The 16,929-nt window shown below is 68.2% G+C and carries 13 protein-coding genes; all 13 read right to left on the bottom strand.

The features are described 5' to 3' along the window. Positions 1 to 22 precede the first annotated feature (22 nt). Complete coding sequence (locus tag ACOACQ_RS12820) at positions 23 to 2,260, bottom strand: RND transporter (RefSeq protein WP_420288411.1); 2,238 nt, start codon at positions 2,258 to 2,260, stop codon at positions 23 to 25. Then, entirely contained in the window at positions 2,257 to 3,558 is a 1,302-nt protein-coding gene (locus ACOACQ_RS12815) for an MlaD family protein (protein ID WP_378607361.1), read from the bottom strand. The genes ACOACQ_RS12820 and ACOACQ_RS12815 overlap by 4 nt, the downstream gene beginning before the upstream one ends. Continuing rightward, positions 3,558 to 4,790 (bottom strand): MlaD family protein, encoded by a 1,233-nt coding sequence (locus tag ACOACQ_RS12810; RefSeq protein WP_378607358.1) that lies wholly within the window; start codon positions 4,788 to 4,790, stop codon positions 3,558 to 3,560. The genes ACOACQ_RS12815 and ACOACQ_RS12810 overlap by 1 nt, the downstream gene beginning before the upstream one ends. Beyond that, entirely contained in the window at positions 4,787 to 6,088 is a 1,302-nt protein-coding gene (locus ACOACQ_RS12805) for an MlaD family protein (RefSeq protein WP_420288410.1), read from the bottom strand. The genes ACOACQ_RS12810 and ACOACQ_RS12805 overlap by 4 nt, the downstream gene beginning before the upstream one ends. Then, positions 6,088 to 7,350 carry an MlaD family protein gene (locus tag ACOACQ_RS12800; protein ID WP_378607352.1) on the bottom strand — a complete coding sequence of 421 codons (1,263 nt, stop codon included), beginning with the start codon at positions 7,348 to 7,350 and terminating at the stop codon, positions 6,088 to 6,090. Before ACOACQ_RS12800 ends, ACOACQ_RS12805 begins: the two co-directional genes overlap by 1 nt. 3 nt (positions 7,351 to 7,353) lie before the next feature. After that, positions 7,354 to 8,742, bottom strand: coding sequence for an MlaD family protein (locus ACOACQ_RS12795; protein WP_420288409.1), 1,389 nt, complete (start codon positions 8,740 to 8,742; stop codon positions 7,354 to 7,356). Further along, positions 8,742 to 9,971, bottom strand: coding sequence for an MlaD family protein (locus ACOACQ_RS12790; protein ID WP_420288408.1), 1,230 nt, complete (start codon positions 9,969 to 9,971; stop codon positions 8,742 to 8,744). The genes ACOACQ_RS12795 and ACOACQ_RS12790 overlap by 1 nt, the downstream gene beginning before the upstream one ends. A gap of 1 nt (position 9,972) precedes the next feature. Then, positions 9,973 to 10,794, bottom strand: a complete 822-nt coding sequence (locus ACOACQ_RS12785; RefSeq protein ID WP_378607343.1) for an ABC transporter ATP-binding protein — start codon at positions 10,792 to 10,794, stop codon at positions 9,973 to 9,975. 60 nt (positions 10,795 to 10,854) lie between these two features. Continuing rightward, on the bottom strand, positions 10,855 to 11,724 hold the full coding sequence (locus ACOACQ_RS12780; RefSeq protein WP_378607340.1) for an ABC transporter permease: 870 nt from the start codon (positions 11,722 to 11,724) through the stop codon (positions 10,855 to 10,857). A gap of 10 nt (positions 11,725 to 11,734) precedes the next feature. Continuing rightward, entirely contained in the window at positions 11,735 to 12,592 is an 858-nt protein-coding gene (locus tag ACOACQ_RS12775) for an MlaE family ABC transporter permease (protein ID WP_378607337.1), read from the bottom strand. A 129-nt stretch (positions 12,593 to 12,721) separates the two neighbouring features. Continuing rightward, on the bottom strand, positions 12,722 to 13,966 hold the full coding sequence (locus ACOACQ_RS12770; RefSeq protein ID WP_420288407.1) for an NAD(P)/FAD-dependent oxidoreductase: 1,245 nt from the start codon (positions 13,964 to 13,966) through the stop codon (positions 12,722 to 12,724). After that, a complete protein-coding gene (locus tag ACOACQ_RS12765) occupies positions 13,963 to 14,454 on the bottom strand; it encodes an SCP2 sterol-binding domain-containing protein (RefSeq protein WP_420288406.1) in 492 nt (163 codons plus the stop codon). Before ACOACQ_RS12765 ends, ACOACQ_RS12770 begins: the two co-directional genes overlap by 4 nt. 82 nt (positions 14,455 to 14,536) lie before the next feature. Then, on the bottom strand, positions 14,537 to 16,873 hold the full coding sequence (locus ACOACQ_RS12760; protein WP_420288405.1) for an ATP-binding protein: 2,337 nt from the start codon (positions 16,871 to 16,873) through the stop codon (positions 14,537 to 14,539). Positions 16,874 to 16,929: the final 56 nt, after the last annotated feature.

Raw genomic sequence — 16,929 nt, 5'->3', positions numbered from 1 at the left:
GGCCTCGTCCGTCGGGGGTGTGTCAGTGGTGGACGGGCTCATGGTGCGCCTCCGGTGCGTTCGAGGAGAGGGGGACGGTGGAGGGCGGCGTCAGTTGCCCCGCCCGGAGGGTCGCCAACGCCAGGGCGATGAGGACCGAGATTGCCACCGAGCCGGACAGGGCGAGCCCGAGCTCGCGAAGGACGGGCAAGGAGGACGTCAACAGGACGCCGTAGCCACCCAGGGAGAGAAGGACGGCCAGCATGACCGAGCGTTGCATCGCCGGGTCCTCAGCGCGGCGGGCTGCGAGGAGCAGGACCGTGAACTCCGAACCGACGGCCGCCGTGAGCGCACCGAGAGCCAGGGTCAGCGGGTTCAGCGCGCCGATCACGGTCACCAGCAGGGCGATCGACAGTCCGGTCGCGATCGCGGCCGCGAACAACGCCAGCAGGGCGTCACGTCGATCGGGTAGGAGCACGACCAGCGCGAGGGCCGCTGCAAGGAGTGCGACCACGCTGGCCTCGTAGCGCTCACCGTCGACCAGGTCGTAACCGCGCTCGGCGGCAGCCGGAAGTCCGGAGACCTCCACGCTGTAGCCCGCCGGCGGGGGCGGCAACGCGTCCTTGACCGACTGCATGAGGTTGCGGTCATCGGCCAGGTCCGTCCAGGCCACGCCATAGCTCGCCAGGGCCTGGCGACGATCGAGCGAGACCACTGCCGAGGTGACGTACGACGGCAGGGCATCGATCCCGGCCTCGACCTGTTCGGCACTCGGCGCCTCCCCCAGGAAGGAGAGGAGCCCGCTGACCGTGACGACCGGCTGGACCCGGTCACCGAACTGGGTGACGATCTCCTGCTCGGCCGTCCGGGACCAGGCGAGCGCTTCGGGCGTGAGCACGTTGGCGCCGACGAGGCGGACGTCGACCTCCGCGCTGAAGCCGATCACCTCCTCGACGTGGACTGCTTCCTCGAGGGCGGGCAGCCCGGCCAGCAGCTGCTGCGGGTCCGTCTTCAGGTCGGTGACGGCCAGCGCACCCCAGCCGATGGCCGCGCCGAGCACACCGATGATGGCCACGCCGATCGCGAACCCACGGGGCATGGACCAGGACCCCTTCGGGGTCTGCCCTGCAGCAGGTTCCGGGGCGGTGTCGAGCAGACCCGGGCGCACCCAGGCCGCCAGCAGGCTGAACGCGACCACCAGGGCAAGACCGAGCGGCACGGCGTAGCCCAGCTCGGCCACGAAGGGCAGCGGCGACAGCAGGAGCCCGGCGAACGCGAGAACGGAGGAGACAGCGACAGCCAGGACCACTCGGCGGTGGCCGGTGCGCGAGAGATAGACGGGGTAGTAGCTGCCGAGGCCGAGGATGATCGGGAGGAAGGTCGCAGCTCCCAGCGAGAGGGGTTCGTCCCGCCAACCGAACGAGCCCAGCGTGCCCGCGGTCGCTCCGATCATCACCAGGAGGGGAGCGAGCCGCCAACGACGGCGGGTCCACGGCACCAGCAACAACGCAAGCGCGACGACCGCGAAGGCCGTGACTGCCAGGCGCGGGACCTCGCTGCGCAAGCGGTCAGCGAGACCGACGCTGACCACCGGAGCACCGGTGACCGTCAACTCGGCACCGTCCGGAACAGCACCGTCCTCACGCAGCACCTCGCGGACGTCAGCAGCCAACGCGGCGGCCGCGTTCTCGTCGAGGCTCTCGCGCGGCCGGAGGTAGATCGCCACCGTTTCGTCCGCAGGCAGGTACTGGCGCCACTGGGCGCGCACCCGTCCGGTCTTCGGGTCCTTCACGACGGACTGGACGAAGTCGGCGTTGCTCAGGGTCGGCAGGCCTGCAGGAAGTGCCTGGACCATCAACGCCCCATAGCGACGTTCGAACTGCTTGAGCTCCTCGGTCCGGCCCGCCTGCTTGAGGGCGTCGCGTTGGCCGCTCAGGTCAGCCAGCAACTGCTTGACCCGCAGCGCGATCTGGTTCAGCGTCGTCGCCGGTCCGAACGTCGCGACGACGTCGTCCAGCGCCGAGAGCTCACCTTCCAGCTGCAGAAGTCGCGGCAGCCGCTCCTTGTCGAGCGGGTCTCCGCCGCCCTCGACGAGCACCACGACCGGGTCCCCGCCGAACTGCTGCGCCATCCCCGCCAACGCCTCGACTGCCGGATCGTTGGCCGGGAGCAGCGACTCCAGGTCACTGTCGACCTCGAGCCGGCTCAGGCCGACGGCAGCCCACACTCCCGCCGTGACCACGAGGGCCACGGCGATGAGGAGACGCAGGCGGGTGCTCACTCCTCGTCCCGCTCCACATGCGGGTACGTGCCGGTGAACGGACCGGGGGTGACGGACTCACCCGGCTTCGGGTACCCGTTCGACTTGTCCAGGATCCCCGTGTTGAGCGGCAACGGGTTGCCCTTGAACGAGCCCTCGTTGAGGACCGGGAAGATCCGGAGGTAGTGACCGTTGACGTCCGAGTTGCCCAGCATGGCTGACCAGTTGGCGATGAACGCCGCGAGGTCGGGGCCGTAGGGCTTCATGAACGCCAGCATCGGGTTCACGTCTGCGAGCGCCGCACGCGTCGTCGGAATGATCCGCACGAGCTCCGTAGCCACGTCCGGGACCCGCTTGAGCGTGGCCGGTGCCTTGTCCAGCGTGGCATCCAGCGACGGCAGCAATCCGCGGAGGTCCCGCGTCGTTCCCGGCAGGTACGCGAGGGCCCTGGTCAGTGCGGGCGCCGCTCCGTTGATGCCCTTGGTCACCGGTCGCAGATCCGCAGCCAGCACGGACAGCTGGGTGGTGGCCTCACGGGCTGTGGACAGCACACCGGGCAGGGCCCGGACCGTGGCCTCGATGTCGCTCTTCTGCGACGCGGTGCTCGAGGTGAGCAGACCGGCGTGTTCGACCAGGTCGACGATGCGGCCCTGACCGGAGTCCAACGCGGTCATCACGCGACTCGAGGTCGACACCAGTCGCTGAAGGTCCTGGGACTGTGCCTCGAGGGCGTCGAGGACGTCGTACCCCTCGCGGCCGAGGTTGCCGAGGCCGGTCAGCGTCTGCTGGAGCTGCGCGCCGGTCTGTTCGGTGGAGGCACCGAGGGACTGGAGCGAAGCGATCAGGTCGGCGCGGGTGTCCTTGTCGAGCGTCGCCAGCAGGTCGTCGAGCTGCACGCTCGGGACCAGGGCGTCGGCCGGCAGGGCGACGCCGTCGGGCAGCTCGGCGCCGGATCCGTCGACGATCTCGACGTACGTCTCCTCGATGAGGGACTTCGAGCGCAGGTGCAGGCGAGCGCCCTCGTGGAGGGGCATCGCTGCGTCCTCGTCGATCTGGAGGAGGACCGTCGCGGTCCCACCCTCGGCATCGAGCTTGCGGACCTTGCCGACGCGAACCCCGGCAACCATGACATCGGAGTCGTAGACGAGGTTGTCGACGTCCCTGGCCTCGAACGACACCTGGTAGCCATCGCTGGACACCAGTGGCAGCCGGCCACCCATGTTGAGCCACAGGTAGCCGAACAGGAGCGTGCACGCCGAGATGAAGGCGATCACGGTCACCGCGCGAAGGCGCGGGATGGCGGCGTACGGGATGCGCATCAGTGGTCCTTTTCGATCGGGATTCCCAGCGTCGAGGTGTTGATCGAGGTCTGGCCGCGCAGGATGCCGCCGTTGGCGTCCTGGAGACTGACGAACGACGCGGTGTTGTAGACGAACGCCTGGAGGTCGACGAACCGCGACAACAGCACCTGGGTGCCGCGATCCAGCCGCGACGCAATCGGTACGACGTCGTTGAGCGTCGGCTGCAACGCGTTGACGAACGGCCGCAGGTCTGCGACCACCGGACGCAGCTGCTCGACGACGGGTCGGGCACGGACTGCCGTGTCCTCGACTTCCTGGGCCACGTCGCCCAACGACTCGAGTGCAGACGGCAACTCCCCGGACGCCTTCTTGAGATTCGCCAGGGCGGGGTCCAGCTCGGCGCTCAGGCCGGTGACGGCGGACGTCGCTTCGCGCAGCTCGTCGGTCGCTCCGGGCAACGCCTTGAGCGAGGCGCGGATGTCGTCGTCGTGCTCTGCCAGGGTCGCGATGGTGGTCGCGAGCGAGGTCACCAGGTGCTGCAACCGCTCGTCGTCCTTGCCGACGGCCGACGCGATCTGCTGGAGGGCAGTGACCAGGGAGGCGATCGACTCGCGACGCTGTGCCATCGCCTTGACGACCGGGCGGAAGGTGCCGAGCGTCTCGTCAGCAGCATCCAGACCCTTCGGCAGGTTGGTCGCCGCGTTCGCCAACGCCATGTCGGACTCCCCCAACAACGAGGTGAGGGCGGCCCGGGTGCTCTCGTCGAGGTGGCTGAGCACCTCGTCGATCTGGACCGGGTTGGAGGTCTGGTCAACCGGGATGACGGACCCGTCCTTGAGCTCGCCCGCCTGCTCGGTGCCCTGGCTCATCTCGACATACATGTCGTTGAGTGGCGTCTTGGGCCGAAGGACGAGGTGCGTGTCCTTGTAGACCGGGTGACCGGGATCGAGCGAGAGGGTCAGTCGCGCCCGACCGTCGTCGCTCACCTTGGCCTCGGTGATCCGGCCGACCGTGACGCCCGCGATCCGGACCTCCTGGCCGTTGCCGGGGCTGATGGCGGGGACGCTACGGAAGTCAGCCTTGAGGATGACCTCGTCCTGCCAGGGCCATTGCACCCGCTGCTTGGCGAGGATCACGCCGGCGACGAGCAGGCCCGCAAGGATCAGCGCCACGATGGCGGTGACGTCGCGGCCAAGACCCGGGACCGTGCGCGCACGTTCCCATCCACGGATGAAGCGGTTCCTGGTCACGGTGCCCCCTGGGGATAGGCGAGCTGCATCAGCAGCTGCTCGAAGCTGATGGGCAGGTTCGACACGGAGCCGACCCCGAATCCGGGCTGGAAGTGGATGGTCGAGCCGTTGCGGTCCGTCATCTTGCCGGCGTTGTTCATGCCGGCGATGAGGTCGCCGAACTCCTTGTAGAAGACCGTGTCGTTGCCACCGTCCTTGTACATGCCCTTGCCGGTGAAGCCGCTGTTGATCCTGTCGACGATCGGCCCCTTGATGCGGTCGATGGGCTTGCCGTCGATGTCGTCCAGGATCGTGGTGGCGTCGATGGCGGACGGAACCAGGTCGTCCATGAGCGGACGCAGGTCCGCCAGTGCGGGGCGCAGGTCCGCGAGGACCGGCTTCAGCTCGCGCAGCGCCGGGTTGAGCGCCCGGAGCGTGGAGCTGAGCCGACGGGCAGTCGGTAGCGCGTCGTCGGAGACGTCGCGCAGCTCGGTGAGGGTGTGGTCCAGCGCGCCGAGACCTGCCCGCGTCGTACGCAGGGTCTGGGGCAGGTCCTCGACCGCTTCGGCGACATCCGGGGATGAGGCAGCCAGGGTTCCGCTGACCTCGGCCAGGCCCGCAAGGGCGGAGTCCAGGCTTCCCTGCTCCTGGTTCAGGGTCCGCGCGGTGTCATCGAGGGACGCCACCAGCTTGCGCAGGTCGGCGGGCTTCTCCCCGCGGGCAGCGGAGAGGGTCACACCGAGCGGACGCAGCGTGTCGGGGGCGTCGTCGATGAGGCCGTGCACGGCCGCCTGGCCGTCCTTGTCCAGCGTCGCATCGAGATGACGGATGGTGCGCTGGGTGCTCTGGCGAGCCTCGGGCTTCAAGGTCTCCAGGACCCGGTCGAGCTCGACGGGCGTCGTCGTGCGGTCGACACCGATCGCGTCGACCTCGCCGGGGTCGCCGCCGGGCGCGAGCTCCACGTAGTAGTTGCCGCCCAGGAGCGTCGTCGGCCGGATGGCGGCGGACGGGTCCTTGCGGAGCTTCTTCGTGATGCCCTTCTCCAGGTGCAGGGTGGCAACTGCGGTGCCATCCTCCTTGTGCTCGACCTCGGTCACGATGCCGACAGGAACACCAGCGACCTTGACCCGCGTGACGTGGCTCCGGAGCTGGTAGTCCCGCGCGAAGGCGACCTTGATGTCGTCACCCGGGCTGAGGAACGTCTGGATCTGCGTCTTCTGGAACAGCGTGACGCCGAACACCATCAGCAGGGTGATCACGACCACCCCCACGCGGGGTGAGGAGAACCGCTCGAAGCGGTGCAGTGCCCTGATCAACATCATCGGCTCCCGAGGAGGCTCGTGGCGCGGTCGTTGTCTGCCTGACCGGGCGCCGGGTACGGGTTGCGGTGGACGAACGGGTCCCGCACGGGAACCACGCCGGTGATCGACTCGGGTCGCACCACCAATGCGATGCGCAGGGAGTGGCCGGACTTGTCGCCGTACTGGTTGGCGCTGTTCCAGCGCTCGAAGAACCGGATCAGTTCAGGGGTGTAGGGAGCGAGGACCGCGGTCGGCTCGGCCGTGCTGTCCAACGTCTTCTTGAGACGGGACACGAGCGGCCGCGCATCGTCCATGGCGCCTGCGAGCGAGTCGACAGCAGGGACCGCCTTCTTCGCGACGCCGGGCACCTTGTCCAGGACCGGCTTGCTCTCGCGCAGCACCGCACGCAACGTCGGAGTGGCCTGGCCCAACGACTTCGCGCCGGGACGCAGGGCGCGCATTCCGCTGTCCAGCTGCTGCAGCGGCTCGCGCAGGTCCCTCATGGCCTTCGTGGTGCTGTCGAGTGCGGGAGCGGCCTCTTCGATGGTCTGCTCGAGCGGCGCACCTCCGTCGACAGCCAGCGCGTCCATGGTGGTCGCCAGGTCCTCCATCAGGCGGCCGACCTCGTCGGTCCGCCCGTCGAAGCGACCCGACAGGGTCTCCGAGGACTGGAGGAAGGCATCGAGCTCGGTGTCCGGAGCGGCGAGGGTCTTCGCCACGACCCGCAGGTCGGCCAGCAGCTCGGGCGCCCGGGCGAGGAAGTCCGCGAGGTCCGGGGCATGTCCGGCCGCGCCGGTGCCGGTCTCGTAGAGCAACGAGGCGGTGGACTTGCGGGTCGGCTCGTCGAGCGCCGACAGGACCTGGTCGAGGTTGACGGGCGAGGTGACGCCCGCGTCGTCCAGCTTGCCGTCCTGCGGCATCTGCCCCGCGTCGGCCTTGCCGGGATCGATCATCACGAAGTTCTGGCCCAGTGCGGATCGGGCGACGATCACGGCCGTGGCGTCGCGATACACGTCCTGGCCGGAGTCGAGCTGCATGTCGACCCGCGCCTTGCCGTCCTCGTAGGTGATCGTGCGGACCTGTCCGATCCGGACACTGGCCGTGCGGACGTCGTCGCCTTCACGCAGCCCGCCGATGTCGTCGAAGGAGGCAGTGGTGGTCCGGAAGGACTGACCGGGAAGGCCGGTGCTCGCCGTGAGGGAGAGGTAGAGCGCAAGGGACAGTCCCAGAACCACTGCGAAGCCGACGAGTCGGAGGGTGTTCGTTCGTGCGAGGCGCATGGCTCAGCGCCCTCCGATCAGGTACGAGAGGAGGTTCTGCTCCTGGGACGAGGTGAGGCCGGTGGCGCTACCGCCCGAAGCGGCCTTGCTGGGCGACTTGCCGCCGAGCAGACCGCCAAGCACTCCGTCGAGCGGGTCCAGCAGACCGCCGACACCGTTGAGCAGGCCGCCCAACGGCGGGACCAGCTTGCCGTCCTTGGTCTTGGTGGGAGCGGCCGGGACTGCGCCCTTGGGAACCAGACCGGTCAGCACCTCGGTGGTCACGACCACGTGGGCACGGAAGTAGTGGGACAGGCCGTCCTGACCGTTGGTCGTGAGCGCCCAGTACTTCACGAAGTCGAGGATCGTGGTCAGGTTGTCGAGCGCTCCGGTGGCGATCCGGCGACCGTTATGGGCCGTGGACTTCATGTCGGGCGACAGGCTCGCCAACGACTGCGCGACCGGACGGGCCCGCTCGAGGAGCACCTCGGCCTTGTCGAGGACGGGGTCGAGGCCGTCGAGCGCGGGCTCGGCACTCTTCGCGAAGGCCTTGAGCTCCCGGCTGATCTTCACCAGGTTCTCGGTGGCCGGCCGGAGGGCGGCGAGCACGGGCGCTGTCGAACCGGCAGCACCGGACAGCGCGGACAGGGTCGACCGCGCTTCGCGCAGTGCGGCCGGGAGCCGCTCGAGAGTGTCGGCGAGGTCGCGATCGCTGCGCGCCGTCGCGCCGAGGGTCTTGTCGGTGGCGTCGACCAACTGGTCCAGTGCCTGGCCGTTGTCGGTCGCGAGCTGCTCGGCGACAGGGGTGACCGAGTCGACGAGCTCCTGGAGCACGGTGTTCTGATCGGCCAGGATCTGGCCCAGCCGATCCGTGTCCTGCAGTGCGGGAGCCAGAGCCTTGATGGCGCGGTCGGCATCCTCGCCGTGCCCCAGCATTCCCTGACCGAGCGTGGTGATCAGCATGGAGAGGGCCGTGCCCGTGGGCGCGTCCACCATGTTGAGGACCTCGTCGAGGTCGGTCGCACGCGTGGTCTGGTCGAGCGGCAGCGAGGCGCCGTCAGCCAACACCTCAGCATCGGGCGTGCCGCGGTCGAGCTCGACGAAACGCTCACCGAGCAGGCCGACGGGGCGAACCCGTGCGGTGGCGTCCTGGTGGATCGGGAGGACCTCGTCATTGAGGATCAGGCCCACCTTGGCGACGCCGTTCTCGACCTCGATGGAACCGATGGAGCCGACCTTGACGCCGGAAGCCTTGACGTCGTTGCCCTTGATGAGCGGACTGGCGTCAGCGAAGTAGACGTACATGTCGGGATCGTCGGTCGACATCATGTCGATCGTGGTCCGGCCGGTGATGGCCAGGCCGAGGACGGCCGCGATGGCCACCGCCGCGAATCTGGTCCGGGTCGCGCTCATCACTGCATCTCATTTCCGTGGGCATCGGTCCAGCGCTGTCCCTCGGACTCGCCCGGGTACCGGGTCAGGTGCTGGGTGACTCCGGGCGGCAGGATGCCGGGGTTGTTGACCAGGCTCGTCGGGCCTTCTTCGATGAACGCGCGCAGGTAGTGACCGTTGGCGTCGTAGTTGGCAGCGGCCGAACCCCAGTTGGACAACCAGCCCATCAATTCAGGCGTGTACGGCCGCAGGTAGGTCAGCGCAGGGCCCAGGTCACCGAGGACCTGGTTCGCCTGCGGCAGCACGCCCTCCGCACCGTCGAGCAGTGCCGGCGTGTGGTCGAGCAGCGTGCGGGCCGACGCGAGGGTCGGGCGGAGCTCGGCGATGGTGGGTCGCAGGTCGCGCAGCACCGGCTCCAGCTGCTTCGCCACACCGGGCAGCTGCTCGAGGCCGGGAGCGAGCGCCCTGAGCAGCGGGCTGGCGGCATCCACCGTGCCCGGAACCTGCTTGAGAGTGGCCTCGGCCGTCTTCAGGGTCTCGGGCAGCTCCGCGAGCGCCTTGGACAGCTGGGCGCGGTTGGCCGCGATGGTCCCCGTTGCCGTGGTCAGGTCCGTGATCGTCGACTCGAGGTCGGTGTCGTGCTTCTCCAGCGTCGCCATCAGGTTGGACAGCCGGGTGATCAGCTTGCGAATGGTCGGGCCGTCGTTGCCGACCGCGTCCAGCACCTGGCCGAGGGCCTCGACCGCCGGACCGAGAGTCTGCAGGGTGGACTGGACGTCGCCCTCCTTGCCCTTCAAGGTGCCGGAAAGACGGTCGAGCAGGCTCTGCAGCTTCTGCCGGGTGGGCTTGTCCAGGGCGGCCAGCACCTGGTCCAGCTCGACCCGGTCGACCGAACCCTCGACGAGCGCGCCGTCGGCCAGGGCAGGAGCAGCGTCCTTGCCGGGGAAGAGCTCGAGGATGCGCTCGCCGAGCAGCGCCTTGTAGGACACGCGCGCCGTCGTACCGTCGTGAAGAGGGGCGTAGTCCTCATCGAGGGCCACCGTGATGACCGCCTTCCCGTCACGGGTCTCGAGCTCCTTGACACGGCCGGCGGTAGCACCGTCGATCTCGACCTCCGAACCGGGCACGAGGTTCGTCGCGGCAGGCAGGACGACGTCAACCGTGTAGTCGTCACCGGTGCCGGTGATGACGACGGCCGACACCGCGAGGATCGCGCCGGCGCTGAGTGCTGCAATGAGTGGTCGAGGCATCTCAGTCCATCCCGAGCGGGCCGGCGGACTCGCCGGCCAGGAACTGCCGGACGAACGGGTCGTCGCTGTTGAACGCCTCGTCACAGTCGCCGTAGTGCACGAGCTTGCCGCCCCAGATCATGCCGACGTAGTCACTGACAGCACGCGCGGCAGCGATGTTGTGGGTCACCAGCAGGTAGGTCCCGCCGTGCTCTTCGTGCATCTGCTGGATCAGGTCACAGAGAAGGCTGGTGCGGACCGGGTCAAGGCCGGAGTCGGGCTCGTCGAAGAGCACGATGTCGGGGTTCATGATGAGCCCGCGCGCGAATCCGGCGCGCTTGCGCATCCCGCCGGACACCTCCGTGGGCAGCTTGTGGGCAGACCGCTCGAGCCCCACCTCCTGCAGGCGGCTCATCACCAGGTCACCGATGTCGGACTCGGACATGTCGGTGTGCTTGCGCAGCGGGAACGCGACGTTGTCGAAGATGTTCATCGACCCGAAGAGGGCACCGTCCTGGAACAGGACTCCGAAACGCTTGCGGAGCTCGTAGCGCTCGTCCTCACTGGCCTTCCAGATGTCCTGCCCGAAGACGACCACCTCGCCCTGGTCGGGCTCGAGCAGTCCGACGAGGTGCTTGAGCAGCACGCTCTTGCCCGTGCCGGACGGCCCCATCACCGTGGTGATGGCGTCGTCCACGAACGCGATGTCGAGGCCCTGGAGCACCTTGAAGTCGCCGAACGTCTTGTGCAGGTTGTGCACCTGCATGGTCGCGGTGCGTCCCGCCATCGCAGCATGGAGACCTGCGGTCGCCGCTGCAGTGGTGTCGAGAAGTGTGGTGTTCATGGAAACTCCAGAGGTCGGAGGGAGCGAGGGTCAAGCGCGGGGCGGCCGGGGTCCCGGCGGCTAATTCGCAATCGGAGCGTTGGGCGACAAGCCCCAGAAGAGTTGGGTGGTCAGCAACCCGATGACATGGATCAGGACCATGTTCACCATCATCGATTTCGCCGTGTTGATGCCGACGCCGGCCGGTCCGCCCTTGGCCGTGTAGCCGTAGTAGCAGCCGACGATGACGATCACCGTCCCCATCAACATCACCTTGATGAGCGAGAAGAGGAAGTCGTACGGATTCTGGAAGAGCCAGAAGATCAGCGAGTAGCCGCCGGGCGAGACGCTGCCGTACTGGAAGACGACGATCATCCACTGCGAGAGGTACATGAAGCCCAGGCCGACGACGTACAGGAACGGCATCGCGATCCATGCGGCGACCAGGCGGGTGCCGATGAGATAGCTGCGCGACTTGATCCCCATGACCTCCATCGCGTCGATCTCCTCGGCGATGCGCATCGAACCGATCTCTGCGACCAGGCCGCAGCCGACCTTCGCAGCCAGGATGTAGCCCCACATGTAGGGCGCCATCTCGCGGAGGCTGCAGTACGCCGTGAACACCCCGGAGTAGAGGGGCGCGCCGATCGCGCGAAGGGTGTAGTTCGCCTCGGTGCCACAGACGGTGCCGATGACGAACTCCATCATCCAGATGATCAGCGCGCTGGCGAGGATCAGGATGCCGCACTGACGGAACACCTCAGCGGTGTACATCCGGACCCGCGGCAGCTCGCGGAACGTCTGGGCAGCGAACTGGGCGATCTCGCCCGCGGTGCCGAACCCGGCCCTGATGCTGGCCATCATCGAGGAGGCGCTGACCTCGATGTCCTCCTTCTTCGGAGGCGAGAGGGGCGCGTCGTCGTCGACGGGGCGATTGAGCTCGATGGTCACTGAGCCGGCCTCACTTGTAGACCTGCATGTCGGGGTTGAGCCCGAGCAGGATGGCGGTGAACAGGGAGTTGATGATGAAGATCGCGGCGAAGGAGATCACCACGGCCTGGTTGACAGCGCGGCCCACGCCGATCGGCCCGCCCTTGACGGTGAGGCCCTTGTAGCAACAGACCACTGCGATCACGAGGCCGAAGATCGTGGTCTTCAGCACGCTCCCCCACAGGTCGGTGACCGTGGCGTTCGCGAAGAAGCTGGAGAGAAAGGCTCCCGAGGAGGCTCCGAGAATGGGAACCGCTGCGATGTAGCCGCCGATGCAACCGAAGATCAGCGCGACCAGGTCCAGCAGACCCGTCATGATCGTCACGGCAATGACCCGGGGAACGATGAGGTCGCGGATCGGATCGACGCCGAGGACCTCCATCGCATCGATCTCTTCACGGATCTTTCGGGCACCGAGGTCGGCCGTCATCGCAGCGCCCACGACGCCCGCGACGACCATGGCGTTGATCCAGGGGGCGAACTCACGGACGCTCGCCATGATGAAGAACGAGCCGAGTCGCTCCGGGATGCCGAACAGGTTGTAGATGTTGCCCCCCTGGAGACCCGGGGCGCCGAAACCGAACGTGACCGTCGAGATCACCATCGGGATCCAGCAGAGCTTGAGCATGCTGAACATCAGGTCGCGAACCTCGCCCCAGTAGCCCCGGGGGTGGCGCACTGCGCTCCAGACGACGACGCCCAGCAGGACGCCCATCTCGCCGGCAGGCACGAGAACGGTGTCGAACAACTTCGATCCGCCGCCACGCTTCGCGGTGGGACCGGCCGGCTCGGAGCCGGCGGTCACCGGTGGGGGCATCGTCGCGGTCATGGTTCTCCTTCGGCCGATCAGGCGGGTGTGTCCGCCGTCACCAATCTCGTTCCTGTGGACCATTCGGGGCATCCCCCCTCGGGCAGAGGGTGCTCCCCCGTGCGGTTCGGCTGTCGCGTTCCCCGCCAGTCAGGAAACGAGATCGCGCAGCGGGACCGAGGGGTCACCGAGCTGCACAGCGTCGACGTGGCCTGACGAAGCGATGAGCTTCTTGCCCACCATGAAGTCCGGCGCGCTGTTGACCGTCTCGACGGCCACCACCGCGTCACCCGCCAGGTGGAACACCGCGAACTTGCCGGCGGCCACGTCGCCGCGGACCACCGCGCGGTCGGCAAAGCCGACCAGTCCGGCGATCTTGATCTTCAGGTCGTACTGATCGGACCAGAACCACGGCACTTCATGGGCCCGGACCGGCTCGCCGAGCACGTGGGCCACGACCTGCTTGGCCTGCTCGACCGCACTCGGGATGCTCTCCAGCCGGTGCCGACCGGGGAAGTGGTCGAGAGGCCGCCGGGTGACGTCACCGACCGCGTAGACACCCTCGACGGAAGTGCGGCCGCAGTCATCCACCAGGACTCCGCCGTCACAGGCGACACCGGCCAGTTCAGCCAGTCCGGTCCGCGGGATCGCACCCACCCCGACGAGGACCGCGTCGCACTCGTGACGTGTCCCGTCACCGAGGACGACAGCGGCCACCTTGCCGGAGGCGTCCCCCTCCAGACGTACGACGTCGGCGCCGGTGCAGATCTCGGTGCCCCGGGCGGCGTGGTAGCCGGCGAGGAAGCCGGCCAGATCCGCTCCCGCAACCCGGGCCAGGGCACGGTCCTCACGTTCGAGAACGACGACCGATGCTCCGAGGTGGTGCGCAGAGGCAGCGACCTCGAGACCCACGTAGCCCCCGCCGACGATCGCGATCCGGGCACCGGCCACGGTCTCCGCAGCGATCCTCAGCGCGTCGTCGTGGTTGCGCAGGTAGTGGACTCCGTCCAGAGCGGCACCGTCGATCGTCAGGACTCGCGGAGCCGCTCCTGTCGCGAACACGAGGGCGTCGTAGGTGAGCGTCTCGCCACCCCCGAGAGTCACCGTGCGAGCCTTGGCGTCCAGGGCCTCAACTGCGTTGCCGAAGCGCGCATCGATGCGCTGGTCGGCGTAGAAGTCCTTGGGCTTGATGAGGAGTTCGTCCTCGCTCATCACACCCTTGAGGTAGTCCTTCGACAGCGGTGGACGCTGGTAGGGCCAGGTGTCCTCGTCGCCGACGAGGATGACCTCGCCCTCGTAGCCGTGCTGTCGCAGGAGCGCAGCAACGTTCGTGCCGCCGTGACCGGCACCGATGATGACGATGCGGCCAGGGTGAGTGGGCTGAGTGCTGTTCATGACGGAACTCCTGGGAGGGTGCGCGCTGCGCGATCCCTGATCGCTACAAGCTGGCGGTAGAACGGAAAGGCCTGTTCGAGGACGGGCAGCACCTTGAGCGCCTTGCTCACCTGGCCCTTGGCATGGACCTCCCCGCGGGCAAGGGCCTCCACGAGGTCGCGGTCCCCACGCATGAACCCGTCCAGGAACTCGGACGCACAGCTGAGCTCGACGTCCGCCGACCGGTCGGTCTCGTTCCACGAGACCGTGACGGGGTCGTGGAGATCCAGGGTGATGTGCGCGGGCACATCGGTGCAGGTCAGGCGGAGCGTGAGCGATGCAGAGGCGAGCTGCGGACCCAGGCAAGGGTCGATCGCAGCCAGCCTGAGCACCCCGCCCACGTAGCAGTCGACTTCGGCAGCGCTGGCGAAGAAGGGCATGTGACGCTCCGGTTCATCGGCGTCCCCCGGCGGGTTCCCGTCGGGAGTGCCGTCCGGAGGGACGGGCACGTCCGCAACCTAGGCGCGCAGGTGCCGTCCCCGAATCGCCCGTGGGGCGGATATCCGTACGTCGATCGACGTCAGGCGGAGGTCAGACCGAGGTCGGTGTGCGTCGTTCGCCGACCCAGGCAGCGACCTGTGACCGGGAGTGGAATCCCAGCTTGGAAAGGATGTTCTCGACGTGCCCCTCGGCCGTTCGCTGGGAGATGACCAGCTTCTCCGAGATGGCACGGTTCGACAGGCCGTCGGCGACCAGTTCGGCGATCTGCTGCTCACGCCGGGTCAGCTTGACGGCGCCGGAGTCGGCGAGCGAGGTGGGTGTCGGCACTTCCTTGCGTCCCAGTGCCAGCGCAATCGCATCTGCGCGTTCCATCTCGACGCCGGCCCGGAAGGCGGCGTCGAAGACGCGATCGCCGAGGTCTGCACGGCACAGCGCCTCGGCCTCGTGCATGCCCTCCAGCCAGTCCTCGGACCCGAACAGCCGGAGGCCGAAACTCGTCCAGAGGCTGTCGGCGGCGCCGAGCAGGCAGGCAGCATCCTGGAACCTGCCGGCATCGGCCTGAGCCCAGGCCAGCAGGTCCATGGTGGTCGAGAGTCCACACAGGTCACGGAAGAACCACTTGATGTCCAACGCCTCACGAGCCAGCGTGATCGCGACTTCCGTTTTGCCTTCCAGCTTCTCGACGAAGCCGAGCCCGTAGAGCGCGTAGGACAGCAACCATCGCTCACCGGTGAGGGTGCACAGGTCGCGGCACCAGTCGAAGTGCGCCCGCGCCTCGTCGAGCTCACCGCAGTAGAGATGGGCCAGGGCGAGCTGGATCCGGAGGCCCACGACCTGGTCGTCGAGCACGTCGTGCCCCGCGTACAGCGCCAGCGCCTTCGACAACAACGCCTTGGACCTGGGCGAATCGCGGAAGAGCTCGGACAGTCCGGCGACATGGGTGGCGTACGCCTCGACCCGGACGTCGGCCTGATCAACGGCGATCAAACGGGCCTGTTCGGCGGCGTCGTCCGCCCGACTCTGGTCGCCCTGGAGGCTGGCGATGTAGCTGAGCGTGCCCAGCGCGACGGCACGATTGATCGTCGGCTCGGGGCAGGCGGCCACCGCACGCTCCAGCCATTGCCTCCCCTCGTCGAGGAACATGGCGATCCAGAGGAACCACGGAGCTCCCACCAGCGTCAGCGAGCGTTCACGGCAGTCCTCGTGCGCCAGGCAGTGCTCGGCGGCGGCGCGAATGTTGGCCTGCTCGAGGCGCAGGATGGTGCACCACAGTTCCTGCAGCGGCCCGAACCACTGCAGACAGGCCTCACCCAGGAGCGCCTCGATCCACGACAGGTGTCGGTGGACCACCTCGTCGTACTCACCCCACGCCTGCAGGCGTTGGTGGCCGTGCTCCCTCAGTGGTTCGAGCATCCGGAAGCGCACGTGACCCTGGGTCTCGGTGCGACTGATGATCGACTTCTCCAACAACCCCTGGAGCACGTCGAGCACGGCGTGTCGCGGCAAGGACTCTCCGGCACACACGATCTCGGCCGCGTCGACGCCGAAGCCACCGGTGAAGACCGATGCGCGGGCCCACAAGGTGCGCTCGTCGTCGGTACAGAGGTCATAGGACCAGTCGATGGTCGCCTCGATGGTGCGGTGTCGTGACGGGCCTGTCCGCGACGAGTAGCGCAGCACCTCGAGCCGGGCGTCCAGCCGCTCGACGAGGTCCTCCAGTCCCAGCACGCGGAGCTTGACGGCCGCGAGCTCGATCGCCAGGGGGATTCCTTCGAGCTTGCGACACAGCTCGACGGCAGCCGCCTGATTGTCGGCGGTGAGCTCGAACCCGGGTACGACGGCGGCGGCTCGCTCGCGGAACAGCGCGAGCGACGGGAACAACGAGGCCACGCCGGCCTCGTCCGCCCGCTCTTTCGGCGGCACCGGGAGCGGCGCGACGCACAGCACCGTCTCCCCCGGTACGCCCAGGGTCTGGCGGCTCGTGGCCAGCACCCGCAGACCCGAACTGTGCCTCAGCAATTCGTCGACCATCTCGGCGACGTCGAGGAGCACGTGCTCGCAGTTGTCCAGCACCAACAGCATGCGGGTCCCGGCGATGTGCTGGAGCGCGACAGCCCAGGTGTCGCGGCCCGGCAGCTCCGGCAGGCCGAGCGCCTCGACCACACTCTGCCGGAGCATCCGCGGATCCCGGAGATCAGCGAGCTCCACCCACGCGACGCCGTCCGGGTGGCTGCGGGTGAGCTCTCGTGCGGCGCGGAGAGCGATCCGGGTCTTACCGACTCCCCCGAAGCCGGTGAGAGTGAGCAACCGGGTGTCGCCGAGCAGCTGCTTGACGTTGCTGAGGTCGGAACGGCGACCTTCGAAGCTGGTCAGGTCTGAGGGCAACCGGACGGCGGGCCCTGCGCGAAGGGTGTCGGGCGCGCTCACAGAACCCCATTTGTGCTCCGCCATGACGACCTCACTTCGCGTACCACTCTCAGCGC

This window comes from Nocardioides sp. CPCC 206347, from assembly GCF_048654605.1.
Taxonomy (GTDB): Bacteria; Actinomycetota; Actinomycetes; order Propionibacteriales; family Nocardioidaceae; genus Nocardioides.
This window is presented reverse-complemented; position numbering and strand designations above follow the sequence as displayed.